The organism is Maribacter sp. 4U21 (genome assembly GCF_002742365.1).
In the GTDB taxonomy this organism is placed as follows: domain Bacteria; phylum Bacteroidota; class Bacteroidia; order Flavobacteriales; family Flavobacteriaceae; genus Maribacter.
The window spans coordinates 15,190-40,887 of sequence record NZ_MDGN01000009.1 but is presented as its reverse complement, the minus strand read 5'-3'; the positions used below and the strand labels follow the sequence as shown (position 1 = coordinate 40,887).

18 protein-coding genes and 1 pseudogene are annotated in these 25,698 nt (G+C 40.0%); 6 read left to right on the top strand and 13 right to left on the bottom strand.

Features of this window, described 5'->3' with window-relative positions:
• Positions 1–49: 49 nt before the first annotated feature.
• Positions 50–2,143 (top strand): DNA helicase RecQ, encoded by a 2,094-nt coding sequence (gene recQ, locus BFP77_RS01615; RefSeq protein WP_099572333.1) that lies wholly within the window; start codon positions 50–52, stop codon positions 2,141–2,143.
• Between the two features lie 122 nt (positions 2,144–2,265).
• Here recQ and BFP77_RS01610 read toward each other — a convergent pair whose 3' ends face one another.
• Positions 2,266–4,005, bottom strand: a complete 1,740-nt coding sequence (locus tag BFP77_RS01610) for an ABC transporter ATP-binding protein (protein WP_099572332.1) — start codon at positions 4,003–4,005, stop codon at positions 2,266–2,268.
• Between the two features lie 375 nt (positions 4,006–4,380).
• Between BFP77_RS01610 and BFP77_RS01605 the strand changes: the two genes are divergently transcribed.
• The 3 genes from BFP77_RS01605 to BFP77_RS01595 are packed head-to-tail and all read left to right on the top strand — an operon-like array spanning position 4,381 to position 7,795.
• Positions 4,381–5,274 (top strand): S1C family serine protease, encoded by an 894-nt coding sequence (locus tag BFP77_RS01605; RefSeq protein WP_257212836.1) that lies wholly within the window; start codon positions 4,381–4,383, stop codon positions 5,272–5,274.
• A gap of 42 nt (positions 5,275–5,316) precedes the next feature.
• The gene (locus BFP77_RS01600) at positions 5,317–5,562 is read left to right on the top strand and encodes a hypothetical protein (protein ID WP_099572330.1); all 246 of its coding nucleotides are present in this window, start codon (positions 5,317–5,319) and stop codon (positions 5,560–5,562) included.
• A 46-nt stretch (positions 5,563–5,608) separates the two neighbouring features.
• A complete protein-coding gene (locus BFP77_RS01595) occupies positions 5,609–7,795 on the top strand; it encodes an acylase (RefSeq protein WP_099572329.1) in 2,187 nt (728 codons plus the stop codon).
• Between the two features lie 5 nt (positions 7,796–7,800).
• Here BFP77_RS01595 and BFP77_RS01590 read toward each other — a convergent pair whose 3' ends face one another.
• The 8 genes and pseudogenes from BFP77_RS01590 to BFP77_RS01555 all read right to left on the bottom strand — a co-directional run bounded on the left by BFP77_RS01590 (position 7,801) and on the right by BFP77_RS01555 (position 15,103).
• Positions 7,801–8,445, bottom strand: a complete 645-nt coding sequence (locus BFP77_RS01590; protein WP_099572328.1) for a hypothetical protein — start codon at positions 8,443–8,445, stop codon at positions 7,801–7,803.
• Positions 8,446–8,507: 62 nt separating this feature from the next.
• Positions 8,508–9,248, bottom strand: a complete 741-nt coding sequence (locus tag BFP77_RS01585) for an SGNH/GDSL hydrolase family protein (RefSeq protein ID WP_099572327.1) — start codon at positions 9,246–9,248, stop codon at positions 8,508–8,510.
• A complete protein-coding gene (locus BFP77_RS01580; RefSeq protein WP_099572463.1) occupies positions 9,245–10,309 on the bottom strand; it encodes a dipeptidase in 1,065 nt (354 codons plus the stop codon). The genes BFP77_RS01585 and BFP77_RS01580 overlap by 4 nt, the downstream gene beginning before the upstream one ends.
• A 2-nt stretch (positions 10,310–10,311) precedes the next feature.
• Positions 10,312–11,424, bottom strand: a complete 1,113-nt coding sequence (locus tag BFP77_RS01575) for a D-TA family PLP-dependent enzyme (RefSeq protein ID WP_099572326.1) — start codon at positions 11,422–11,424, stop codon at positions 10,312–10,314.
• Between the two features lie 5 nt (positions 11,425–11,429).
• Positions 11,430–11,897, bottom strand: coding sequence for a RidA family protein (locus BFP77_RS01570; protein ID WP_099572325.1), 468 nt, complete (start codon positions 11,895–11,897; stop codon positions 11,430–11,432).
• A gap of 10 nt (positions 11,898–11,907) precedes the next feature.
• A complete protein-coding gene (locus BFP77_RS01565; RefSeq protein ID WP_099572324.1) occupies positions 11,908–13,224 on the bottom strand; it encodes a gluconate:H+ symporter in 1,317 nt (438 codons plus the stop codon).
• Positions 13,225–13,334: 110 nt separating this feature from the next.
• Positions 13,335–14,023 (bottom strand): annotated as a pseudogene (gene aqpZ, locus BFP77_RS01560) (aquaporin Z).
• Positions 14,024–14,203: 180 nt separating this feature from the next.
• Positions 14,204–15,103: a metallophosphoesterase family protein gene (locus BFP77_RS01555; protein WP_099572323.1), complete on the bottom strand. Its 900-nt coding sequence runs from the start codon at positions 15,101–15,103 to the stop codon at positions 14,204–14,206.
• A 145-nt stretch (positions 15,104–15,248) separates the two neighbouring features.
• On the opposite strand from BFP77_RS01555, the gene BFP77_RS01550 reads away from it, so the two are divergent.
• The gene (locus BFP77_RS01550; protein WP_257212829.1) at positions 15,249–17,591 is read left to right on the top strand and encodes a GAF domain-containing protein; all 2,343 of its coding nucleotides are present in this window, start codon (positions 15,249–15,251) and stop codon (positions 17,589–17,591) included.
• 3 nt (positions 17,592–17,594) lie between these two features.
• On the opposite strand, the gene BFP77_RS01545 is transcribed toward BFP77_RS01550, so the two are convergent.
• Positions 17,595–18,797, bottom strand: a complete 1,203-nt coding sequence (locus BFP77_RS01545; protein WP_099572321.1) for a Pycsar system effector family protein — start codon at positions 18,795–18,797, stop codon at positions 17,595–17,597.
• Between the two features lie 55 nt (positions 18,798–18,852).
• On the opposite strand from BFP77_RS01545, the gene BFP77_RS01540 reads away from it, so the two are divergent.
• Entirely contained in the window at positions 18,853–22,557 is a 3,705-nt protein-coding gene (locus BFP77_RS01540) for a metallophosphoesterase (RefSeq protein WP_099572320.1), read from the top strand.
• Positions 22,558–22,564: 7 nt separating this feature from the next.
• Here BFP77_RS01540 and BFP77_RS01535 read toward each other — a convergent pair whose 3' ends face one another.
• From BFP77_RS01535 to BFP77_RS01525, 3 genes are read right to left on the bottom strand one after another with little or no spacing between them, the layout of a single operon-like run.
• A complete protein-coding gene (locus tag BFP77_RS01535; RefSeq protein WP_099572319.1) occupies positions 22,565–23,428 on the bottom strand; it encodes a hypothetical protein in 864 nt (287 codons plus the stop codon).
• Positions 23,418–24,320 carry a GyrI-like domain-containing protein gene (locus BFP77_RS01530; RefSeq protein ID WP_099572318.1) on the bottom strand — a complete coding sequence of 301 codons (903 nt, stop codon included), beginning with the start codon at positions 24,318–24,320 and terminating at the stop codon, positions 23,418–23,420. Before BFP77_RS01530 ends, BFP77_RS01535 begins: the two co-directional genes overlap by 11 nt.
• 29 nt (positions 24,321–24,349) lie before the next feature.
• On the bottom strand, positions 24,350–25,693 hold the full coding sequence (locus BFP77_RS01525) for a vanadium-dependent haloperoxidase (RefSeq protein WP_099572317.1): 1,344 nt from the start codon (positions 25,691–25,693) through the stop codon (positions 24,350–24,352).
• Positions 25,694–25,698: the final 5 nt, after the last annotated feature.

Below are 25,698 nucleotides of genomic sequence, written 5' to 3'. Positions count from 1 at the left end.
CTCAACACTATATTTCCTTTGTTAAAACTCATTTGCATTACCTACTTTTATGGCGATGACAGTCAATAAAGAAAGTACTTTACTACCATTACTAAAGACACATTTCGGATACGACAATTTTAAACCGAATCAGTTGGCGGTTATTCAAGATGTCATGGCCAAAAAAGATGTCTTGGCCATTATGCCCACAGGTGGCGGCAAATCTTTATGCTATCAGTTGACCGCATTGGCACTAGAAGGCACGGCAATAGTGATAAGTCCGTTAATTGCCTTAATGAAAGATCAGGTAGATGTGCTCAAAGCCAATGGTATTTCAGCCGCTTATTATAATAGTTCACAAACCGAGGAAACGCAGCAAGCCATATTTAAACAACTGAAGGAAGGGCAATTAAAACTATTCTATATAGCACCGGAAAGTTTAGGATTTGTACATAACGTTTTGGAAACCATACCTATAAGCATCTTTGCTATAGATGAAGCGCATTGCATCTCCTCTTGGGGGCATGATTTTAGACCTGCCTATACGCAACTGGGCAGCTTAAAGAAGCGATTTTCGAACGTTCCCATCATTGCCCTAACGGCAACGGCGGACAAGACCACACAAGAAGATATAGTGGATCAACTTAATGTTCCGGAAGCAGAACAACACTTGGCCTCATTCAATAGGCCTAACATATTTTTAGAGGTAAAACCCGCTCAAGACCGGATACGTCATATTCTCGAATTTTTGCAGGAGCGGCCCAATGAAAGTGGTATTATTTATTGCCTGAGCAGAAAAAGTACGGAGACTATCGCGGCTAAACTGGTTGCTTCAGGTTTCAAAGCGCAGGCCTATCATGCTGGCATGTCCGCTGAGGAACGTAATGAAGCCCAAGAGGATTTTATAACGGATAAAACACCTATTGTAGTCGCTACCATTGCTTTTGGAATGGGTATTGACAAAAGTAATGTACGTTGGGTGATACACTACAACCTTCCCAAAAATATCGAGGGATATTATCAGGAGATTGGCCGCGGAGGGCGAGACGGACTTCCCGCTCATGCCTTATTATTCTATAGTTTTGGTGATGTTGCGCAACTGCGTCGGTTTATCTTCACTAGTGAAAATGCAACTGTGGAATATGCAAAACTAGAACGAATGCAACAATTTGCAGAAGCCCTAAGTTGTCGTAGAATAGCGTTGCTCAATTATTTTGGTGAACAGGTTACAGAGGGCTGTGGCAATTGTGATATCTGTAAGCAGCCGCCTGCATATTTTGATGCTACGGTATTGGCGCAGAAAATTTGTTCTGCGGTTGCCCGTTTAAGGGAACGAGAGCCCATGGGCGTCGTTATTGATGTGCTAAGAGGAGCTCAAAATGCCCAAGTTCTTGAGAAAGGTTATCAAAACATTAAGACCTACGGGGCCGTTAAGGATATTTCTTGGCAAGACTTGCAGCAATATGTCATACAACTATTAAATAAGGGGGTATTACATATCAATTTTAAAGAAGGAGCTAGATTAGGACTTACTCCGTTAGCTAAAGAAGTGCTTTACAATAAGAAAGAAGTACAATTGGCGACATTGCAAAAAGTAGCTGATAGGCCAAAACGAGAATTAAAGGCGCGTAGTGCCAAAACAGGGCTTTTTGAAAAACTTAGGGTCTTACGTCATGAGATTGCCACAGCGGAAGGAGTTCCTGCCTACGTGATTTTTGGCGATGCCAGTTTAAAGGATATGGAGCTTAAATTACCTAAGAACGAAACGGAGTTTCTGCAAGTTTCTGGGGTAGGGCAGGCTAAGCTGGAAAAATATGCTGCCATTTTTTTAAAAGAAATCGCAGCACATGCGCCGAGTAAGAAATCAAAAATGGCAACGCATCTCAAGTCTTTGCAGCGATTTAAAGAAGGCTTGTCCATCGCTGAAATTGCCGAAGAGAGAGCTATTTCTGAAAATACGGTCTATGGACATCTGGTAAAAGCAAACATGGAAGGCAAAGCAATTGATTTGCATCAATTTCTGACCGGAGCCGAATTGGATGGTATAGCGGATGCCAGAGAAGATTTAGAAGGCGTAGAAAGTCTCAAAGCCTTTTTTGAATATTTTGAAGAAAAAATACCCTATTGGAAATTAAAGATAGGATTGTATTTGTTGGATGAATAAGGGTCGCGCACAAAATTATTTTTAACTTCTTACTTGAACTTTAATTACATTGAATATTAGAATGAAAATGTAAAACTTCTAATAAGATTTTACAACGAACAACGAACAACGAACAACCAACTTTATATCCTCGCCTGATACGTGAACAGATTATAATACCTACCCTCAGTAGCTATTAATTCGTCATGGGTTCCCTGCTCCGCTATTTTTCCATTCTCTATAACCAAAATTTGGTTTGCCTTTCGAATGGTGCTTAAACGGTGCGCGATTACAAAAGTGGTTCTTCCTTCGGTTAGTGCGGCTAAACTTTTTTGTATCAACGCTTCACTCTCTGTGTCTAGATTGGAAGTCGCTTCATCAAGAATTAGAATTTTAGGATTTGCCAATACTGCACGGGCTATGGCGATACGCTGGCGTTGGCCACCGGAAAGTTTTACACCGCGTTCGCCGATCAGGGTTTCTAAACCATCATCGAACCGGTCCGTAAACTCATCTACGTATGCTGCTTTTACTGCTGCTTGTAACTCTTCTTCAGAGGCATTGGGTCTGGGGAAAAGGATATTATCTTTTATGGTACCCTCAAATAAGAAATCATCTTGCAATACAACACCTAAAAACTGGCGAAAACTGGTCAAATCAACCTTTGCCAAATCAATCCCGTCTACTGTAATCTTGCCTGAATCCGGGTTCAAAAAAGTAGCTGCCAAACCAGCAATAGTGGATTTACCTGACCCCGAACTGCCTACCAAAGCTATGACATCCCCTGACTTTACCTTAAAACTAATATTGTGCAGCACATCCTTATCTTCTTCATAAGCAAATGAAACATCTTCAAAAGACATATCACCATGAATATTTGAAAGCTGAACGGTACGTTCTTTTTCGTTTGCCTCGGATACTTCGTTCATCAGTTCTTCTGTCCGGTCAAGACCGGCCAATGCTTCCGTTAACTGACTTCCAATATTACTCATCTGTACGATTGGGGCAATCATCAGCGCCAATAAAAAGGTAAATTCAAAATATTGCCCCGTCGTTAATTCTCCTTCCATCATTTTATAGCCACCATATCCCATCATTATTCCTGTTGTGGCCAAGCCTAAAAGAAACGTGGATGAACTTGTCATTACAGCAGTAGCGGTTAAACTCTTTTTTACGTTCCGGTATAATTTGTCCACACCTTTTTCGAATACCTTTGCTTCTTGCGCTTCCGCATTAAACCCTTTGATCACCCGTATCCCGCCAAGAGTTTCGGTTAATCGTCCTTTGACTTCCGCATTTATTTTACCTCGGTCACGAAAAACGGGACGGATAATTTTAAAAGCTTTTAAAGCGATTATGGCAAATAATACAAGAGGAATAAAAGTAAGCAATGTCATACCCGGACTTATTCTCAATAAAAGTATTAGTGATACGATTGCCGTAATGGTTCCGCCCACTAACTGCACTAATCCAGTTCCAATTAGGTTTCTAACACCTTCAACATCGCTCATAATCCTGGAGACCAAAGCCCCTGATTTTGTATTGTCAAAAAATCGAATGGGTAATGAGAGCACCTGTTTCTGTACCTGTGCCCTCAGTTCGGAAATCATGTATTGTGCTTGTATGCTAAGTACCTTGGTCAAAAGAAAAGACATAAGGCCTTGTACGAAAAAAGAAAATATAACTATGGCTACTAGTATTTTGAGGAGGTCATAATCTTTATTGGGTACAATGTCGTCCAAAAAATAGCGAAGTGATACTGGCGCTACGAAACTCGCCGCTTTACTAATTACAATTAATACCAGTCCAAGGAAAACTAACTTTCGTCTGGGCCAAATAATGGTTTTGAACGCGGTAAGAATACTAACTTTTTTTTCGGGCATTAATTCAGTTTTAGTGGGAGTCCGTTCGATGTTTTATGAGATAATGAAAACAGCGTATAAAGGTAGGTATTATTGAAAAAGAATTTGAATTTATAAAGGTGTAATAGTCATAAGAGGGGTATTTGAAAAAATAAATGTAAGTGGGTTCGTTAGTTTAGATGGGTGGCTTACGACCAAACGGAATATGTAACCAACTAGAACAACCATAGACATGAAAAAAACAACAAAAGTACTTGCCCTACTGTTTTCGTTTAGCCTTACCGCGCTTATGGCGCAAGAGGGTCACCACGCACCGGCAAAAAAAGAACATTCCCTAAAAATCTTTCGGCTCAGGAAACAAGCGTTGCTAAGTTGTATAATGAGGTTATTGCTTCGGTGGTTACTATTTACACCACCTCAAACCCTTTTATGCAAACCGGCCCGGTACAGAACAAGGGACTTGGCTCCGGAGTCCTAATTTCGTCTGATTGTCATATACTTACCGCAGCCCATGTGGTAGATTGGTCTTCTTCCATAAGTATTAAGACACAAGATGGGAAATTGCGCAAAGCAACCCTACTTTTCAGTGAAAAATCTGCAGATATTGCACTTTTGAAGCTAGATGTGCCGGACAGTTCTCTTTCCCATGCCACTTTTGGCGATTCCGATACCATGGCCGTAGGCCAGAACGTGTATGCCATTGGTAGTCCTTACGGTATGGAAAATTCATTTTCATCGGGTATCGTATCGGCGTTTCGGAACTTCAATACGCTTTATGACGGAACTGTAAATATTGAATTTATTCAAACGGATGCAGCCATAAATTCTGGGAATAGTGGTGGACCCCTTTTCAATTCTAACGGAGAAGTAGTGGGAATCGCATCTAGTATTTTGACCGTTTCGGGTGGTTTTCAAGGTATAGGCATGGCCGTAACAAGTAATACGGTTAAATCCTTGTTGTCCTTTGAAGATAGACCTTGGATTGGTATTGAAGGGGTTTTTTTAAAGTCGGACGAGCTGGCCAAGTTGTTTAATCTGAATCTTACTGGGGGGCTTCTAGTACAGAAAGTTGCCAAGTCCAGCCCAGCTAGTGCTGCTGATATTCACGGTGGCTATATATATGCTAATATTGGCGGTAAGGAAATACTCTTTGGGGGTTCTCAGGGGGATTTTAATTGGCAAATTAGGATTGATTCCCGGATTGTTCATGATTTTAGGAGTGTCTTTTTCTGCGCTTTTTGGACTGGTGTTTATGGCGGTTCCTCTAGTGGTTTCTATATCAATTTATAAGGAAGAATTTTACCTAGAGCGTTACTTCTTGAGAACCCGGAAATGTTGTTATTACTGCTGATCCCCTTCTTCGGGATAGCCACGCTTATTGCTTTTTTTAAAATTAAATTTTTTGGGAAAGATGTTTTTGAACTTTCCTTGATCAAGAACGACAAAACCTATTACAGGAAAACGTTTTCATCTTCTGGAACCCATTCTTTTGGCTCTAGCTCCTCAAGCCGCAGTTCTAGTGGTTTCTCTGGAGGCGGTGGTAGTTCTGGCGGAGGTGGTGCTAGTGGAAGTTGGTAATTTCAGACCAATTACCGTATCTTCATTTGCTTAAAAATTAATCCATATGAAATCTATTGTGCTCATCTTTTTATCCGTTCTACTGTTCATGTCCTGTACCTCTGAAACGAAACCTTTGACGGAAAGTGAAAGATGGGAAAAACAAGCCCAGACCATTGAAATTATTAGGGACGATTATGGAGTTCCGCACATTTATGGCAAAACGGATGCCGATGCCGTTTTTGGATTGCTATATGCGCAATGTGAGGATGATTTTAATCGTGTAGAGCAAAATTACATCTGGGCTACAGGTCGCTTGGCGGAGGTAGAAGGCGAGGAAGCGTTGTACAGTGATTTACGGGCAAAACTTTTCATGACGGAGGACGAGGCAAAAGCCAATTATGAAAAGAGCCCGGATTGGTTAAAGAAATTATGTGATGCGTTTGCGGACGGGGTTAATTATTACCTGCACACCCACCCAGAAGTGAAACCTAAATTACTAACAAGATTTGAGCCTTGGATGCCCATGTATTTTAGTGAAGGGAGCATTGGTGGCGATATTGAGCGCATAAGAACTAGCGAAATAAAGGCCTTTTATGAGGGGAACATGGAAATACCAGAGTCGGAAATTATGGCCATTGAAAAGGAAGAGGAAATGGCCGAACCACAAGGTTCTAACGGTATAGCCATTTCTGGAGATTTAACCCAATCCGGCAACGCAATGCTCTTGATTAATCCGCATACTTCCTTCTATTTTAGAGGGGAAGTCCACGTGGTTTCAGAGGAAGGATTAAATGCTTATGGCGCGGTAACTTGGGGTCAATTTTTTGTGTACCAAGGCTTTAACGAGAAAACGGGATGGATGCACACATCTACCTATACCGATGTGATGGACGAGTTCAAGGAGAACATTACAAGCTTAGAGGGGAAAATCCTCTATCAATATGGCGAAGAATTACGACCTGTTGAAGTTTCAGAAATCACTTTAAAATATAAGAGGAGTGGAGGTTTAAAAGAAAGGAAATTTCCTGCCTATCGCACGCACCATGGACCCATTACCCATATGGAAGATGGTAAATGGACCGCTTCTGCGATGATGTGGGAGCCCGTAAAGGCCTTAGAACAGTCTTTTGTGCGTACTAAAAAAGAGGGCTACAAAGGGTTCCGTGAAATGATGGACATACGCACCAATTCCAGTAACAATACGGTCTATGCCGACGCTGAGGGGAACATTGCCTATTTCCATGGTAATTTTATTCCTAAGCGCGATGTGAGTTTTGACTATTCACGGCCTGTGGAGGGTTGGGACCCCAAAACGGATTGGCAAGGTTTACATACGGTAGAGGAGAATATTCTGGTGCTCAACCCTGAAAATGGATGGATACAAAATTGTAATTCTACTCCCTATACTTCGGCATTGGAGTTTAGTCCTAAAAAGGAAGACTATCCCTATTATATGTCACGTGACCAAGAAAATTTCAGGGGTATTCATGCCATAAGTCTTTTAAAGGATACAGAGGGATACACCTTGGATTCGTTAATTGAACTTGCACACGACCCATATTTGCCCGCCTTTAAAGCGCTAATACCCGGGCTTATAAAAGCTTATTACATGCATGATGATAGAAACCCCAAACTACAGGAGGCGATAGCGGAATTGGCCGATTGGGATTTTAAAACCTCAAAGGAATCTGTCGCAATGACCCTGGCGCACTTTTATGGTACTCAGTATTATAAAGAAGGAAGTTATCCTGAAGGGTTAATCCCTATGGAAAGAGTGCAATATTGGGGAAGTTTATCTCCTAACGGCGAAAAGCTTAAAATATTCGAGACGGTGATAGACCGCTTAATTACGGATTTTGGAACTTGGAAACTTCCTTGGGGAGAAGTAAATAGATACCAACGTCTAAATGGCGATATAAAACAGCAGTTTGATGATGATAAACCTAGCCTTGCCGTTGGTTTTGCTTCTGGTAGATGGGGAGCTCTAGCCGCTTATGGTGCTCGTTACGAGACAGAGGGAGCAAAGAAAATCTACGGTACCCGAGGCAATAGTTTTGTTGCTGCGATCGAGTTCGGGGATAAGGTTAAAGCCAAAACGATCTTGGCAGGAGGGCAAAGTGGAAATCCTAATTCGCCACATTTTGATGATCAGACCCAGAAATATATTAATGTAGACTGGAAGGATGCGTTATATTACAGGGGTGATGTATTAAAAAGGGCAAAAGAAACATATAGGCCAGGGAAGAGATAATAGTCTTATTCTTTCGTGACGATTAAAGTGGCCTTAGAGCCCGAAGATAGCAACCATTTATTGGAATAGATGAGTTGTCCCGTATCATCGTAAACATCTACTTGCGCAGTGTTGGGCGCAGAAGAACCATGGTTCAAAGCTTCGAAATCTAGTTTGTTAAATCCTTTTTGTAAGTCTACATTAACACCTTTAAAAGCTCCGGTAAGCAACATGTTCGGTTCTACGACCATATCGTTTACCCAAATTTTAACTCGGTCTCCATCAACATATTCGTGATCTCTACAAACAACACCTATAAATTTGCCATTACTCTTAACGTCACCTAAATATTGATCGGCAAAGTATTCTCCAGAGCCTCCAAGTCGTTCTCCAGGCCCTATACGCGGGTCTATTTTAAGACCGGTTCCTGCTTGCACCAGTTCCTCATCCGGAATCATTTTAACCGGTTTAGGTTTTTTATAATCCAGTTCCGGTTGTTCTTTTATAACCGATGGAATATTTAGTACCGGACCGGTTTTGGTGGTGCCCTTCGGGTCTGCCTTTTTTATCGCTTCAATTTTCAAGGGTTTCTGGGTAGGAATATCCGATTGCGCATGAACTACGGTATAAGCACAAAAGCATAAAGCAAAAAAGAGTATATTTTTAATCATCGATTACCTGTAAAAATCAAATAAAGATAACAAATACCCTGCCATAGGGACTTAAGGGCTTGTTAAATTGTTAAATGATCGACAACAGTGTCCATAATCAGTTGATGTCCTGCCGAATTCGGGTGTATAGGGTCTTGGTCATAACACTTCTCTTGATGTTTTAGTAATGGTGTATGAATGTCTATGGCACCTAAGCTATTTGAATGTTGGATACCTTTTATGATTTCACAGAATTTTAGCAATACTTCGCTCTCGTATTTTGGATATGGATTGGTATAACCATAATCCGTTTGCCCTGAATTAGGGGAGATGGGTGCTGCTTTCAATGCAAGTGGTGGTGGCGTTAAAAGAATGGCTTTGGTTCCCTTTAATTTTATCTTTTCCAAGAAGGAGTAGATGCCTATGGTATAACCATCGAATAATTTGGGTGAAGGAGCTCCGTAAATACCGCAATTAATGCCGTAGCAGAATAAGATGATATCTACATGGGTACTATTAAGTAGCCCGTCCAGTCTTTCAAACAAATAGGGTCTTGGTCCGGGGTGGTTTTTTTCGGTAAGTCCGGTAATGGTTTCGCTGCTTTTTCCCCAATTCAGGAACCTAATGTTTAAGCTTTTGTGGTTCGTATCCACGTAATTTTGAAGTAGTTGAACATATCCATCTTGTGTAGCTGTAATACTATCACCTAAACAGGCGATAGTATAGTTTTTTTTAAGAAGTATTTTCTTTGATTCTGTACAGTTGAGAAGTAAAGTACCCAACGCGCCCAAAGAACTTACAGTTACGAATTGTCGTCTGTTCATGTCCAAGTATGCCGTAGGAAATTAATAAAATTACGATTCATAATATTGGAAATATCATCGGAATCATATCCTTTTTTGGTCAGTAATGCGGGAATGTTTTGTAAATCTGCAATCGTATCTAAATCCATTGGAGCTTGTTCTTTTCCGAATCCGCCATCTAAATCGGTACCAATACCAACGTGCAAAGAGTTTCCCGCTAGTTGACAAATATGATCAATGTTCTGCACCATATGTTCTAGTGTTACACCCATTTTTTCTGGGGTAGATTTTCCACGTTGCCAGTTGGGAACCATCATCCAAGCATCCAAAACAGTTCCAATGACCGCTTTTCTATCAATTAATTCCAATAGTTGTTCGTCCGAAAATTGACGGTTGTGATTCACGAATTTTCTACAATTATTATGGCTTGCCCAGATTGGGCCTTCGTAGACTTTCATAGTTTCCCAAAAACTCTGGTCGCACAAATGTGTAGCATCGAGAATTAAATTAAGTTTTTCAATTCCTTTTAGAAGTTCCTTACCCTTAACGCCAATTCCACCTATGGAATCCGTACCAAAGGCATAGGTTCCCGGTCCGTAATGTGCAGGGCCTATCGCACGTAGACCTCGTTCATATGATTTTTCCAAATAATCTAGATTGATAATGGAATCTGCTCCCTCTAGACTTAGGATATATCCAATTGGGGTGGTTTTTTTGTTCTTCTGCCAATTTTCTAAATGAGCGTTCAGTTCTCTTTTATTGGTAATTTGCCTCAGCCATCCGTCATCTTCCATGGATTTGTACCATGATAGTTGCCCCTGTGTTTGGGCCCACGCCTGTTGTGGAGAATTCCAACCAGGTAAGGTGTTTTTTGGTTTTACGTAACGGGCAATCTGGGTGGCAACGCAAAGTCCAATATCACCTTTTCGCATGGCATCAAAAGACACGGTATTTTTTGCGCGATCAGGTTTGTCCGTCATGCCCTCTTCACTTTCTCTTATTTCCGCTACGGACCATCGAAGGTCACGGTTCCATTCCATTGCATTCATGGATAGGTCTAGGTGGGCATCGAAAATGAACATACTTATATTGAAATTTTTTGATTCCTTGCGGCCACTTTCCATTCTTCGGAAACCTTACCATCTCTTACGACCAATAGCGACTCGTACTTTGCAACTGTAGGACAAATATGTTTAGGTATGGCATAGTGGGGTTCTCCGACCTCTAACACTTTTAGGTCGTCATATTCCATAACGAGATGTTCTTCCGATTGGCTAATTTGTTTGCCATGGTCCAAGGTTAAAAATTGCATTCTAGGGAAAGCCATTTCAGGAGCTATGGATTTGTGACCTAAATCAAAACAAAGAATACCTGCTTTTGGTTTGCTTATAATCCTTGTGAACAGAACCGCAGCTGGAAGGAATTCCATTTCGGGAAACAGGTCTCCGTAGCCGCAATCCCAAAGCAGGGTAGTGCCAGGACTTGCCACTACATTATCTCTTTTACAATGAAAAGGAAAGGAGGGTGATCCGCCGGCAATTACCGTTGGTTTAGGCAATCCTGCAGAAATAAGCTGTGTTTTGAGGGCCAACACTTTTTCAAAAGCAGCATCACAATCTATCTTGCGAGCTACTGGGTCAGGATTTCTTATATGTCCGTCATACACATGCAATCCTTGAATGGATAGGGAGGAATGCTTAGAAATGCTCTTGTATAGATCAAAAGCTTCTGAAGAAGGTACGATTCCCGTTCGGTTCATACCGGTGTTCAAATCGATATATAAGGCTATGGTTACGTTGTTTTTCTCCGCAACGGCTGCCATTGTATTACTGGTGGCCCTATTATCGATTAGAGTAGCGAATTTTAGCTTTGGAAATTTTTTTATCAGCGAAACAAAGCGGTTTAAATTAATACCAACAGGTTGCATGGCCAATACGATATCAGGCGCATTACAGCTGGCCAATAGTTCCGCTTCAGCAATGGTAGCGCATTTAAACTTTTCAATGCCTTGCGCCATTTGGAGCTTAATAATTTCGGCACACTTATGGGTCTTTATATGCGGTCTAAGGTTCTCGGTGCCTCCCGCCATGTTGATCATGGTCTGAATATTCTGTTGTATCCTTTCCGGGTAGACTAGCAAAGCGGGCGAGATGATATGTTCAGGACTATTTAGTTGGTACCACTGCGCTTGATTCATCTGTCTTATTTGTGAAGTTCAAACATGGCTTCGATTTCAACGGCAACCTGATCAGGTAGCATCATACCGACGGCACTTCTTACCCCTACACCATTTTCAGGTCCAAAAACATCCGACATCAATTCACTAAACCCATTTATTACTAGAGGTTGTTTACTAAAGTCTGGTGTACAATTGACCATGCCAAGGGTCTTGACCAACCTTTTAATCCTATCGACATCGCCAAAATGGGTAGTGATCGTAGCGAGCATGGTTAGCGCAACATGATGTGCGGCTTGCTTACCCTCTTCCAAAGTGAGGTTATCACCAACACGCCCCGTATAGAGCGTACCATCGTTAAGCATAGGTCCCTGACCAGAAATATATAGAAAATTATCTACGACTAGAACAGGTTTATATAGTCCGGCTGGTGGAGGGGCAGGAGGTAAGACCAATCCAAGTTCTTTAAGTTTTTCTGAAGGTTTTTGAGCCATAGTGATTGTTTTATATAAATAAGTTCAAAATTAGTACGCCTACCAATCCCATAATCCCAACGGTAGTTTCCATAACCGTCCATGTCTTTAAGGTGTCTTTTACCGATAGGTTAAAATATTCTTTGTACAGCCAAAAACCACTATCATTTACATGGGAGAGCATTAAACTTCCAGAACCAATAGCTAGGACCATAAGTTCAGGGCTTACATCGGTACCACTTATCAAGGGAAGTACAATCCCGGCAGCAGTTAGGCCTGCAACTGTTGCAGAACCAACACAAACCCGAATTACGGTGGCTATTAGCCAGGCTAAAATTAGAGGTGATACGGAAGAACCTTTTAGCATTTCACCAATATATTCGCTTACACCACTATCGATCAAAACCTGTTTTAAGGCACCTGCTCCGGCAATGATCAAGAGCACCATGGTAATTCCAGTTATAGCACTTGCTACAGAGTCCATAACCTCTTTCATCTTTTTTCCCCTTGCCAGGCCTAAGGTGTAAATGGCGACCAAAACCGATATGAGCATAGCTATAACGGGATTCCCTAGGAATATGATTATTTTTGAGATTCCATTATCTACTGGGAGCATTAATTCCGCTAAGGCCGCGATTGCGATTAAAACAACGGGAAGTAAGGCCGTAAAAATGCTAACACCAGTACTTGGCATTTCCTCATCTTTAAGTATAATCGGGTTTAAAAACTCCTTGAGCGGTGTGGCTTCAATATTCCTTATAGTCCTGGATAATAGCGGCCCCGCAACAATAATTGCAGGAATGGCAACGATAATTCCATACAACAAGGTCTTTCCGATATCTGCATTAAATGTAGCTGCAATGGCCGTGGGTGCAGGGTGCGGAGGCAAGTAACCATGGGTAACGGAAAGGGAGGCTAACATGGGTAAGCCTACGTATAACAAGGGCAAGCCGGTTGTTGCTGCAATGGTAAAGACCAATGGAATTAAAATAACGAAACCCACGGAGTAGAACATTGGTATGCCTACAATAAAACCGGTCAGAACAACAGCCCATTGTATGTTTTTTTTTCCGAATTTTTCCACAAGCTTTGTCGTGATTTTTTGCGCGGCACCGCTATCGGCAACTAATTTGCCTAGCATGGCGCCCAAGCCCAAAATAATGACCAAAAACCCTAGAATACTACCTATGCCTTTTTGTATGGAGGCAACAACGGAAACGGGCTCCATACCTTCGGCGATGCCTACGAATAAAGAAACTATAATAAAGGTTATAAAGGGATTCAATTTAAAACGGGTAATCAAAATAAAAAGAAGCACTATCCCGAATATTACAATAAGTAGAGGCATAAAAAGATTTTCACTGGTTGATGGTTAGTGCTTCCAATATACCACAAAAAAATTGCGCATCTCTATTCTTTTAAAAAATAGGATGCGCAAAAAACTGTAGTTTGGAAAACTTAATCCGTTACTTCTGGAGATAGAAATTTATATACCAATCCGGCAATAACCGCTCCAATAATTGGTGCAAGCCAAAAGAGCCACAATTGTCCAATAGCCCAATCACCGGCAAACAATGCCTGACTAGTAATTCTGGCAGGGCTAACAGAGGTGTTCGTTACGGGAATACTTATCAAGTGTATCAGTGTTAAACAGAGACCAATGGCCAGACCGGCAAAACCTCCAGGTGCCTTTGTATAGGTAGACCCGAGTATGACGAATAGAAAAATGAAGGTCAGTACAATTTCTATTATCAAGGCCGAGGTCATTCAGTAGCCACCGGGAGAATGTTCCCCATAACCGTTGGCTGCAAAGCCTCGTATTTCAAACCCAGCTTTACCAGTAGCGATCATTACAAAATCGCTGCTCCTGTAATACCGCCCATAAACTGGGATAAAATATAAGGGACTACATCTTTACCTTCAAAGCGCCCACCGACTCATAGCCCAATAGATACTGCTGGATTAAGGTGGCAACCAGAGATATGTCCTATGGCGTAAGCCATGGTGATAACGGTGAGACCAAATGCTAGGGAAACTCCCACAAAACCGATTCCCAATTCTGGAAAACCTGCGGCCAATACCGCACTTCCACACCCGCCTAATACAAGCCAGAGGGTACCAATAAATTCTGCTACTAATTTTTTCATTTCTTAAAGTTTAGGTTAGTAATACTTCATCTAAATAGAGATGAAAACCATGTTTAGGTTTTAGAAACGTCAATGTTATATAAGTCACATAATCAGAGACTTTATTATTATACTTCTTATTATACTATGAAATTAGAGGTCTGGCCAATCTTTTTTGGCGGTATCTGTAAATAGGTGTTGTTACGCTTTCTCCTGATAATCTAATAGCTTCTGAGGTCCTTCTAGTAGCACTCGAACTACTTTTAAGGTTCCGTCCACAGAGGTTTCTATATGCCATTTGATAAGTGAAATCTGGCCATTTTCAATCTCTATTCCAGTTATGCTTCTTGGGTGTACACAACTACCGTCGTTAAAAAAAGGAATGTCCCCCGGCTCTGGAAAGCGCGGTCTATGGGTATGTCCTACGATGGTAATTAGTAGGTTGTTCTTTAGAATCCAACGTTTGATCCTACGCTCCAATTTAATAAGTTCTGTGTAATTTTTAGCCGGACTAGTGGGGTCTGCAATGCCCCAAACTTGTAATGGTTTCCAGAGTACGCGGACAAGAAAGCGTCCCCAGCGCCAAAATCTATAGTTCCACCAATCGGCTTGGTGACCATGAGCTAAAAAAAGCTCTTGTCCGGTTGTCCTATGCTTTAGGACTATGGCTTCGTTATAGGTGATTCCTTCAAAAAGTTCTTTGTCGGTATCATCTATAGGTTCAAAATAACTGGACAGGTGTTTGTCCACATAGGTTTTGTCTTTATAAACCATATCATGATTGCCCCATATCATGTGCAACCGTTTATCCAAGTGGTATTTTCTTAAAAGTTTGAAGACGTTTTTATGTGCTTCGAAAATTGATTCAAAATAAACGTTTTCCCAGAGTTCGTCACCATCGCCTAATTCACAGTATTGAAAACCCTCGTTATAGTAGTGGTTTAAGGCATGAAAATAGATGTTTCTATTATTGGCAAAATCATCTGCAAAACTGTTGTCGCCGCGATGACAATCACTAAAAAGGATGAACTTAGAGCTATCGTCGAACATGATACGTTTAGCGGTAGTGTAGGCTCTTGAAAGTCTAAGTGCTGACGACATTTGGCGATTTTTTTATAGTTATCAGAAAAAGAAAAGATATCTGACTATGAAACTTTTAACATAAAACTACGTTTAGTTTTGTAATTTTATTTGTGTTTAGAAGACAAATATAGGTATGATGAAGGGTAAGGATAAAATAATGCCGATGAAACCGCTAATTAGTTTTGATAAGCTACTTAGGCATTATGATGAAATGCAGGAAAGTGAAGATAGAATTTTAGCCACACGTGCCAAGGAAATTCTAAGAGCTCAAGAACCTTATCCCGAACTAAGGGACGGTTTTCAGGACATTGCCTTATTGGAAGAGCATAAGGATGTGATTGGTCTTATACTTCAGGATAGCTTTTCACTTGTTCTAAGCACAAATGAGATAAAAGCGGCCTCTTTACCCTATTATGATATATTCTTTAATTCATCTAAGCGGTTTCAGAAAATAATCAATGAGGCCGGTCCTGGTTTTGAGCCAAAAATTAGAAATCAGGAGGAGGGTATTGATTATATTATGGGTTGTATTGTAATCCTCAATTTTCATTACGGCTTTCACTTAGATTTCAGTAGACCTTTTTTCTATGATATTCCTGATGCCACTGGCGTAATGCATCATTATCGGATTCTGTACAATGCAGATTTCCTGGAGTTGATTCCCACGAAGAAAGCAAAAAAGATAGAACAAGAAGACGTTGATGAACTTTTAGAAAACCCTAACGATGTAAAACTATGGATGGAGAAAATACCGCCAGAAAGTTTTATATCTAAAGGATTCGTTATTTCCAATATGTTCGATGTTACAGCCGAGCATTCAATTTCTGAGATAAAATCAGAACTTATTGCCAGTGATAAACGCGGTAGCGATAATTTTATGAACGATTTGCAGGAGACGTTCCGATCGTTCTTTAAATTACCTAATATTAAGGTCGGTTTTGTAACCTATAACTCCAAGGACGATCAATTTGAACCTGTCTACGGGAAGGGCGTCTCAAGCTTTATTCTAAATGGTCAGGATGCCAAAGTTTGTAATGAAGCTTTATGCCAACAATCGTATAGTAAACTAATTCAGGATAATACGTATTTTGCTGTGGCAGATGTATCCAAGTACCATGAAAAATATAATGGTATAGATCCGTACGGGGGCTTGGAAAAGCAAGGAATAAAAAGCGCAATTTTTGCGCCCATTGCATTTAATGGGGAATTACTGGGTGTTTTAGAAGTGGTTTCTACCAAGCGAAATGTTCTTAATGGAGTCAATGCCAAAAAGCTAGATGATGTAATGCCATATATCGTCTCTGCGGTGGTGAGGTCTAAAGTTGAGGAGGAGAACCTGATTGATGCCATCATACAGAACGAATGTACCTCCGTGCACTCTTCTGTCTATTGGAGATTTCAAGAAGAAGCAAAATATTTTATAAAAGATCAGTTAGAAGGTAGGCAGCCCTCATTTAAGGAAATCGTATTTAAGGAGGTATATCCCTTGTACGGGCAAATTGATATAAAAGATTCTTCAAAGGCCAGAAACGTTGCCATTCAGCGAGATTTAATGATTCAACTCTCTCAAATAAACGAAGTTTTGGAAAATGTACTCAAGAAGTATAAACTACCGATTTACGAGGAGCTAATGTTTCGTGTAGACAACCATTTGGAGAGTATTAAGGAGATGTTATATACTAATAGCGAACAGGCTATTTTTGATTTTGTGAAGGAAGAAATCGTTCCGGTATTTAGTCATCTTAAGAAATCTGACAAGGATATCTCAAAGCATATTCTTGCTTATGAGGCCAATATTGATATGGGTACGGAATCCTATTATGACCATAGAAAAAATTACGATGAGAGTGTAATGCTCATCAATAAAAAATTAGCCTCGGTTATAGATAAAAAACAGGAAGTCGCCCAAGAGATGTTTCCTCATTATTTTGAACGTTATAAAACGGACGGTGTTGAGCATAACATGTACATTGGTGCCTCTATTTCCGGTAAGCAAGATTTTAATCCGCTGTATTTGAATAATTTAAGGCTATGGCAGCTGCAGGTCATGTGCGAAATGGAAAATACCCATTATGCGTTAAAACCGGAGTTGTCCGTACCATTGGATGCCACTTCTTTAATACTTGTCTATAATACCTCCCTTTCTATACGCTTTCGTATGGATGAAAAGCAGTTTGATGTGGATGGGACTTACAATGCGCGGTATGAGGTCATTAAAAAACGAATTGATAAATCGTTTATAAAGGGAACTAATGATCGTCTGACGGAAACGGGCAAAATGGCCATAGTATACTCACAGAAGAAAGATGAATTAGAATACCTGCGCTATATCAAGTTCCTTAAATCTAAAGGGTATTTTACGGATAACGTTGAAATCGTAGAATTAGAAGGATTACAGGGTGTATCCGGATTAAAGGCCATTAGGGCAGAAATTCTCTACAAATCCAATGAAACTCCTGATAAGACTTATACCTACCAGGATTTAATGGATACCTTGAAAGAGTAATCCTTAGGGTAATAAATTTGATACTCTATCCGGACCAAAAAATTTAAAGGCAACGGCAAAAGCAATAACCGATATAATCATACCTATCATGAATATGGTATAGGTCCATCGTAGAATTTTATATTTTCTGTTCAAGACCAGTCCCAAGAAATATAAATCCTTTGTTAATGAGGAGTATATGTATTCCTTGTCCTTTACGAGTTCATTAATGGCCCATTCATACTCGTCTAACTTCATTTTGTGAAAGTTGCCAAAGAACAGGAGGTTTACTTTCTTATCCTTTACATCTTGTTTGGAGAACTGTCCGCTGGTTACGTTTGGTCTAGTCGCTAGAACGGCTAAAACCATCGAAACTACACTAAAAACGATAAAAATTACCGTTGGATAAATTAGATAGGTATTAGACGGATTGTCCAGTTTGGGAATAAGGTTAGATAGTGCTAAGGAAATAATTATCGCATTAACGGATAATAGAATATTTGCCTTCGTATCGGCAATATCACTTAGGGTAATATGGTTCTTTAAAGTTACCCTGAACAAGGTTTGAATACCACGGTCCGGATTTTCGCTTTTGTATTTTGCCTTGAGCGCCTCTTTTTTTGCAATTTCCTTTTCGGATTTTTTATCCTTTATAAGACGTCTTAGATTTTTATCTTTTCCCGCTTGCCAATTTTCTTTTGCATAATCGGTATAAAAGCGATGTTCTGTTCGGAACATTTTAATATTTGCGTCCAACCATTCTTTATGATTATAATCTGCGATGCCCAAAAGTCTTAGTTCTTCTCGAAGTAAGTCTGACGTTTCTAGATAACTTTTTTGGGCAAAGTGAGAAGCATCGGCATCCCTGAGAATCTTTTCATGAAGGGTCTTTGGTTCCGCATACCTTACGGTAGCCATAATACATTTTCCGATTTCTGCTATCAATTTAGGGTCGTAATTTTCTTTCGTTAAAAAAGCTTTCGCAATTTCACAACTTCGTTCTTCGTGCTTTTCACTTCCCTTTGTGTAACCGGTATCATGCAACCAAGCAGCTATTTCAATAGCCTCTTTTTCCGTGTCCGATAGAGAACACGAGTTCAATAATTCTTTAGTACTTTTAACAACGCGTTGGGTATGCCTTAGATTGTGATAAAGATAATTGGGATTTAGTTCGTTCGTCAATAAATTTACAACGAAACCTTCAGTTTTCTTTAGGATACCTGACATACATATGTAATTAGAAGTTTCCAAATTACGAAAATTTGGACATAAGGTCATCTATATGAAAAAATTTTACGTTTATCTTTTACTCGTCTTTTTTTTTACGGGTTGTGCAACATACAAGTCTAAATATGTAGACCAGAAGGATGCACAGGATATCAGTGATAATAAGAAGGTTTCACATACTTTTTATCTCATTGGCGACGCTGGGTTATCGCCTATTGGGGGAATGAATCCTGCCCTGAAAATTTTTAAGGAAAGACTGGACGCAGCAAACGAGAACAGTACGGCAATATTTTTGGGAGACAATATCTATCCTGCAGGTCTGCCTGATCCCAAAGATTCTACAATTGCCTACAGGGAAGCCAAAAGCCATTTAGATGCGCAATTAAAGACATTAGAGAATTATAGGGGTAAACCCATCTTTATTCCCGGAAACCATGATTGGTATACTGAAGGATTAATAGGTTTGGAGCGAGAGGAAAAGTATATTCAGAAAGCGTTGGGTGATAAGGATGCCTTTTTGCCGCAAAACGGGTGCCCCATTGAGACCGTTGAGATCAGTGATAAAGTGGCCCTTATTGTTCTGGATACAGAATGGTATTTGACCAACTGGGACAAAAGACCGGATATTAATGACAAGTGTGAAATAAAAAGTCGGGCAAAATTCTTTTTGGAACTAGAGGATGCCATTAAAGACCATAGGGATAAGACAACCATTATAGCAATGCACCATCCTATGTCTAGCTATGGGCCACATGGAGGCCAATTTTCCTTTAAAAAACAATTTTATCCCAAAAAATTACCGGTTCCCGTTCCTATTTTGGGAACGTTTATTAATGTCTTAAGAAGAACTTCCGGTGCCTCCATTGCCGATTTACAGAACAAAAGATATCGAGATTTAATTAATAGGGTTACCACCTTAGCGCAATACTCCGATAAGGTTATTTTCACTGCAGGACATGAACACACCCTACAATATATCGTTGAGAAGAACACACCGCAAATAGTCAGTGGTTCCGGAGCTAAAAAAGGGGCAACTAAATTATTGAACGGTAGCAAATTCTCAACAGGCCATATGGGTTATGCAACCTTGGAAGTTTATGGGAACGGTTCTTCTCGCGTACGGTTTTACGGAGTAGATGAGAATGACCAAGAAGAGTTTTTATACACCTCCGCCGTTTTACCACCAGATAATCCAGAACTGGAATTAAATTATCCCAACTCGTTTCCGACGGAGGTAAAATCGTCGGTCTATAAAGAGGAAGAAATAGATAAGAGCAATTTCTTTAAATCCATTTGGGGAGAACGATATCGAAAATATTACGGGACTAAGGTCAGTGCACCAACGGTTTTATTGGATACCTTATATGGAGGACTCGTTCCAGTTAAAAAAGGAGGTGGACACCAGTCTAAATCTTTGCGGTTACGCGATAAAGACGGAAAGGAATATGTAATGCGCGCACTAAGAAAAAGTGCAGAGCTATACCTGCAATCCATGGTTTTCCAGGACAATTATTTGCTTGATGATTTAAAGGAAACCTATACCCAAGAACTGCTCGAGGATTTTTATACAGGATCCCACCCTTATGCTCCTTTTACCATAGGAAAACTGTCCGATGCCGTGGGAATTTACCATACCAATCCCGTGTTGTACTACATCCCGAAACAGAATGCTTTAGGGAGTTTTAACACCAGTTTTGGTGATGAGTTGTACATGATAGAAGAACATGCGGGTGACGGACATGGAGATTTAAAAAGTTTTGGTTTCTCTAATGAGCTTAAAAGTACAGATTCCATGTTAGAAGATTTAAGGGATGACGAGAAATACGGAGTAGACCGGGAAGCATATATCCGAGCGCGACTTTTTGATATGGTCATTGGTGACTGGGACAGACACGTAGATCAATGGCGATGGGCGGAATTCAAGGAGAAAAATAGAATTATCTATAGACCTGTTCCCAGAGATCGGGATCAGGCATTTTCTAAAATGGGCGATGGTGCTTTCATGAATGTCGCTACAAGGATTATACCTGGCCTACGTCTCATGGAGGGTTTTAACGAAGAAATCAGGAGTGTAAAAGGGTTTAATTCTTCTCCAAAGACCTATGTGCTAGACTTGGCCCTTTTATCAGGGACAACCAAAGAGCAATGGAGAACACAGGCGAAATATCTAAAGGATAATTTAACGGATAGTGCTATTGATGAGGCCTTTTTGGCCTTTCCCGATGAAGTAAGGGACGAAACCATTACCATGATAAAACGTACCCTTAAGGCAAGATTATCAAAAATCACAGAGACTTCAGATGCTTATTTTAATATTTTGAACAAGTATAGTGTGGTCACCGGAACGGATAAGGATGATTGGTTCGAAATTAATCGATTAGACCAAAATAAAACCGAGATAAAAGCTTTTAGGAATATTGATGGTGAAAAGAAAAAGAAGTTTTTCGAGAAAATATATCATACGGATAATACCAAAGAGATTTGGGTCTATGGCCTGGATGATGATGATATTTTTGAAGTAAATAATACAGCTGGCCGTGGTGGAATCAAAGTACGGCTTATCGGTGGACAGAACAATGATATTTATAAGGTAAATAATGGTAAGGGTATTGCCCTATACGACTATAAAAGCAAGCCAAACACCCTTAAAAAGGTTAAAGGAGCTAAAGTTAAGTTGACCGATGATTACAATGTAAATACCTACAGACCATTGAACATTCGTAGTAGCACCAATCAACTGTTGCCCACTATTGGTTTTAACCCTGATGATGGTATTAGAATTGGATTTTTAAACACTTATACTTATAATGGGTTTAGACAAAACCCTTTTACACAACAGCACACGATAGGGGCTTCGTATTATTTTGCTACAAACGGTTTTGACCTTGGGTACACAGGCGAATTTGCTGAATTGTTCGAGAATTGGAACTTGGAAATAAAAACTAGATTTACAAGCCCGAATTTCGCAGTTAATTTTTTCGGATTTGGAAATAACACGGAAAACCTGAATGACGATTTTGATTTCAATAGGGTGAGGATACAAAATTTTGAATTTACACCTTCTTTGGTGTGGCGGGGCCAGTTGGGGGCTAAATTTAAAGCGGGACTTTCGTATGAATCTATAGAAGTAGAAGAAACGGAAGACCGTTTTGTGAATACTTTTTACCAACAGAATGGAGAAGAAACCCAGAACGATTTTGTCGGTGTGCATGGAGAATATACCTATGAAAATAGGGATAACGCAGGTTTCCCAACTATGGGGATGGCTACTTCACTACAATTTGGATTCAAGGATAATGTTAGTTTAGAAGGGGAGAACTATGGTTACGTGATTCCTAGTATATCTTTTGATTATAAATTGACACCTAATGGAAGATTGGTGTTGGCTACCAAATGGAAAGGGCATTTTAATATTGGCAACGGCTATCAATTCTATCAAGGGGCGAGTATCGGGGGCATAGATGGTCTAAGGGGATTTAGAAACCAACGTTTTACGGGTAAAACGGCTTATTATCAAAATACCGATATTCGTTTTAGTCTTCGAAAAATGCGAACAAGGATTTTACCAGCTTCTCTTGGATTATTTGCTGGTTACGATTACGGACGGGTTTGGTTTCCTAATATGGGTTCTAACCGCTGGCACACTTCGTACGGTGGCGGTTTCTTCCTAAATGGGTCAGATATTTTAAACATAAATCTCGCGGTTTTCAATAGCGTAGACGGGGCAAGATTTACCTTTGGACTAGGTTTCGCTTTCTAACATTGACCTATTTTTCCGGTAACGTATAACGGTACAGATTTCCACCGTTACCATGCGAAACTTCATCGGATAAAAGCAAGGTTTGTTCGTTCAAGAAACAAACGGACTCTAATTGGTTCCTGGTCTCTAAATCTATTTCCTTTACAGTTCCCGTAGCGAAATCGTCTAAACGAAAATCGGTGAACAGGAATAGTTTTCCGTAACTCAGGGCAACTATCTTTTTTCCGTCAGGTGATATGTCAATAGAAGTTATTTGACACGTTTTCCAGTCTTCGCATACCTTTATAGTACCTACTAACTTTGCCTCATATTTACCTTTTGAGTCAGGAACCGTGTAGATAAGGGCTTTTCCATTAAAGGGGTCCGTCCTGTTTTTAGTAACAATGAATAAATTGCCATTTCTATGAAAAATAGCTTCAGCATCATATAATCGCTCTGATTTTTTAGGAGGGAATTTCTTTTGTTCTGGATAATAAAATTTAATTTTTTCGGCGTCAATCTTATCTCCAGGTTCTTCTTCCGGGTTCGGGACCTTGTAAATGACCAAGTCTTTTCTGTCGTTATTATTATTTCCTATATCGGCAATATAGACGTTGTTCAAAGCGTCCTTGGTTAAATCTTCCCAGTCATTATTTTTGGCATTTTTCACCTTAAATGATTTGAGAATATCCCCTTTAAAACTTAGTTTGTAAAGTTCATCTTTATTACCATTGTCCTCAACTACCCAAACCGTAGAATCTTTTATGGATACTATTCCAGAGTTTTCTTCAAGATTGCTGGGCAAATCGGCAACATAGACCAATTGCCCGTAATTGTTGCATCCGCAAAAAAAAGTTAGCAATGCTAGAAAAAAGAATACTCTAGTCTTCATAAGTTTCTTCAATTGGGAGGTAAACCTCTGCTTTCCATTCTAATTCATTACCGCCCATATTGGGGTTATTGAAAAAATATTCGATTGGCGTTTCCTTTATAGCTATGTTTTCGTTCCTTGCATATTTCAGTAGAGCATACCAAGCTCGGTCAGAAGTAATATAATTTCCATTGTATATAGCTTTTAAAGCCTTTTTTCCAAAAAAACGTTTGTATTTCAATTCAGGATACACAGGAAGATTTTCCGAACGCACTATGGGATAACAAAAGTTATAGGTAATACTATCATTGCTCATGTTCCAATCTACCACCTCTACAAAGGGCATTCCGTTTAGCTGTACCTTGTTCTCACTTAGGATACCGTCTAATAACGGATAATTCAACATCATTCCATTAGCTTTTTCGTACTGTGTACCCTTGACTTGAATGTATGCACAGAAAGTACTTTTCAAATCTTCTTCACCGACAATTGTAACTTTAAATTTATTCAGATGTTCTTTGAGTTTGCCGCTAAAATCTAGAATGGATTTTCTTGTCCTCTTTTCAAAGTCGGTATCTACAAAAGGAATGAGTAGCTTATTGGTATAACTATGTATATCATCTCGCGCATAAATCTTTACTTTAGATACACTATCGTTGAGCATACTAATACTCCAATTATACGTATGCACCGAATCCGAGAACTTTAATTTTTGCTGCAACTCTGTTAGGCTAGATTGCACAATGGGAAACTCTGATTTTAGCTGTCTGTTCCATGTCTTCACCGATTGATTAATGGTACCGGGTAGCGCCTTAATCGTAAAGTTTACCTGGTAGTCGTGAGATTTAATAAAGAAATACCAGACTGCGATAATCAAAAGTATCCCAAAGACTGTAAGAATGGTTTTTTTCATAAGGGATGAATTAGGCAATGGCCTTAGTACTAGTTAGATGCTAATTTATCTTTTCTCATTTGTACTTTGTCTAGAAGTAGAGTGCCTATTTTTCTACCTTGGCCAACACCAACTTCAACCGCGGCCCTGTAGTGGATTCCACCGTACATTCTGCTTATGGCAGCTTCATCCGCAGCCTTATTAAAGGATTTAAAAGTTCTGGTAGGAAGTCCATAAGGGACTTCAGTGTCATCTACAAAATTAAAATTATCACCAAAGATATCGGTCAGAATTGTGCCCGCAGCACCGGAGACTACACTATGACCACTTGTGTATTCTGGGAAAGGGGGTGTCTGCAGTATGGGTTTCCAACTATCGTCTATATGAGCATTAATTAATGTTTCTGGACGTATGAGCTTACTCCTGTACTTTTCGTCCCAACAGCTAATAAAGGCATCGGCAATGGCCATGGATGTTTTGGTGTAGGCAAATAGCGTATCATCAAAATCACTGTTCATTTTTCTACTGGCAATTTTGGTAATCCCGATCCAATGCGCTCCCGGAGTAATTTTTTTGGTAGCGAACATGAGATGCCCTCGAGTAACGGATACATAAGGATTGCAATCCCAGAATTTAGCTATTTCTACTTCTTCTGAATCATCGCCATTAGCGGTGATTTCATTACTGATATCATAGACTTCCTGTAATTCTTTGTAAAAATCGGAGTCTTTCTCCATTGAAAAAGGAGGTGGTGGTAAAGGCTTGTATTGCGCTGCCGAATCTAGGAAAAATGGTCTTATCTTGTTCCAGTGCGGTTCTATACCATCCATATAGGCCGGTGGCGTTGGTTGCCATCTAGAGGTGTCGTCGGTATTAACAGTGAACTTGGGCATTGTTCTGGTCTGGCTATAGTTGTCCTTACTCATCCATTCCTTAATATGCTCGGAAACCTTAAGACCATAAGTTTTGGAAATCTCGAACTCTTCCTTATTGGTAGAGGACCATTTCTCGTAAAGGCTGTCTTGCAATACTTCAAACTTGTCTTCGGAGAAAATTAAGGCTTTGCTGATATCCATATGTGCTATTATAGCGGCTAATTTTGGATTTACACCGGATGCTGTATCAATAACAGGTACGGGCGTCAGTTCGTTTACTTGTCCCGCCAACGATTGATATTCAGGATTAACTTGGGCTATAATCTCATAACCTGCAACATTAGGATACGCAAAAATTCTACTCGCCACAGGAGGCGAGAAAATATCATGAATCATAATCTGAGTTACTTTATCTACAACTACGTGTAAATCTTCCGAGTCAACTTTAATGTTCTCTTTTTCCTGCGTACAGGAACTGAAGAGTATACTTAAGAGAATAAAGGGAATAATTTTATTCATTATTT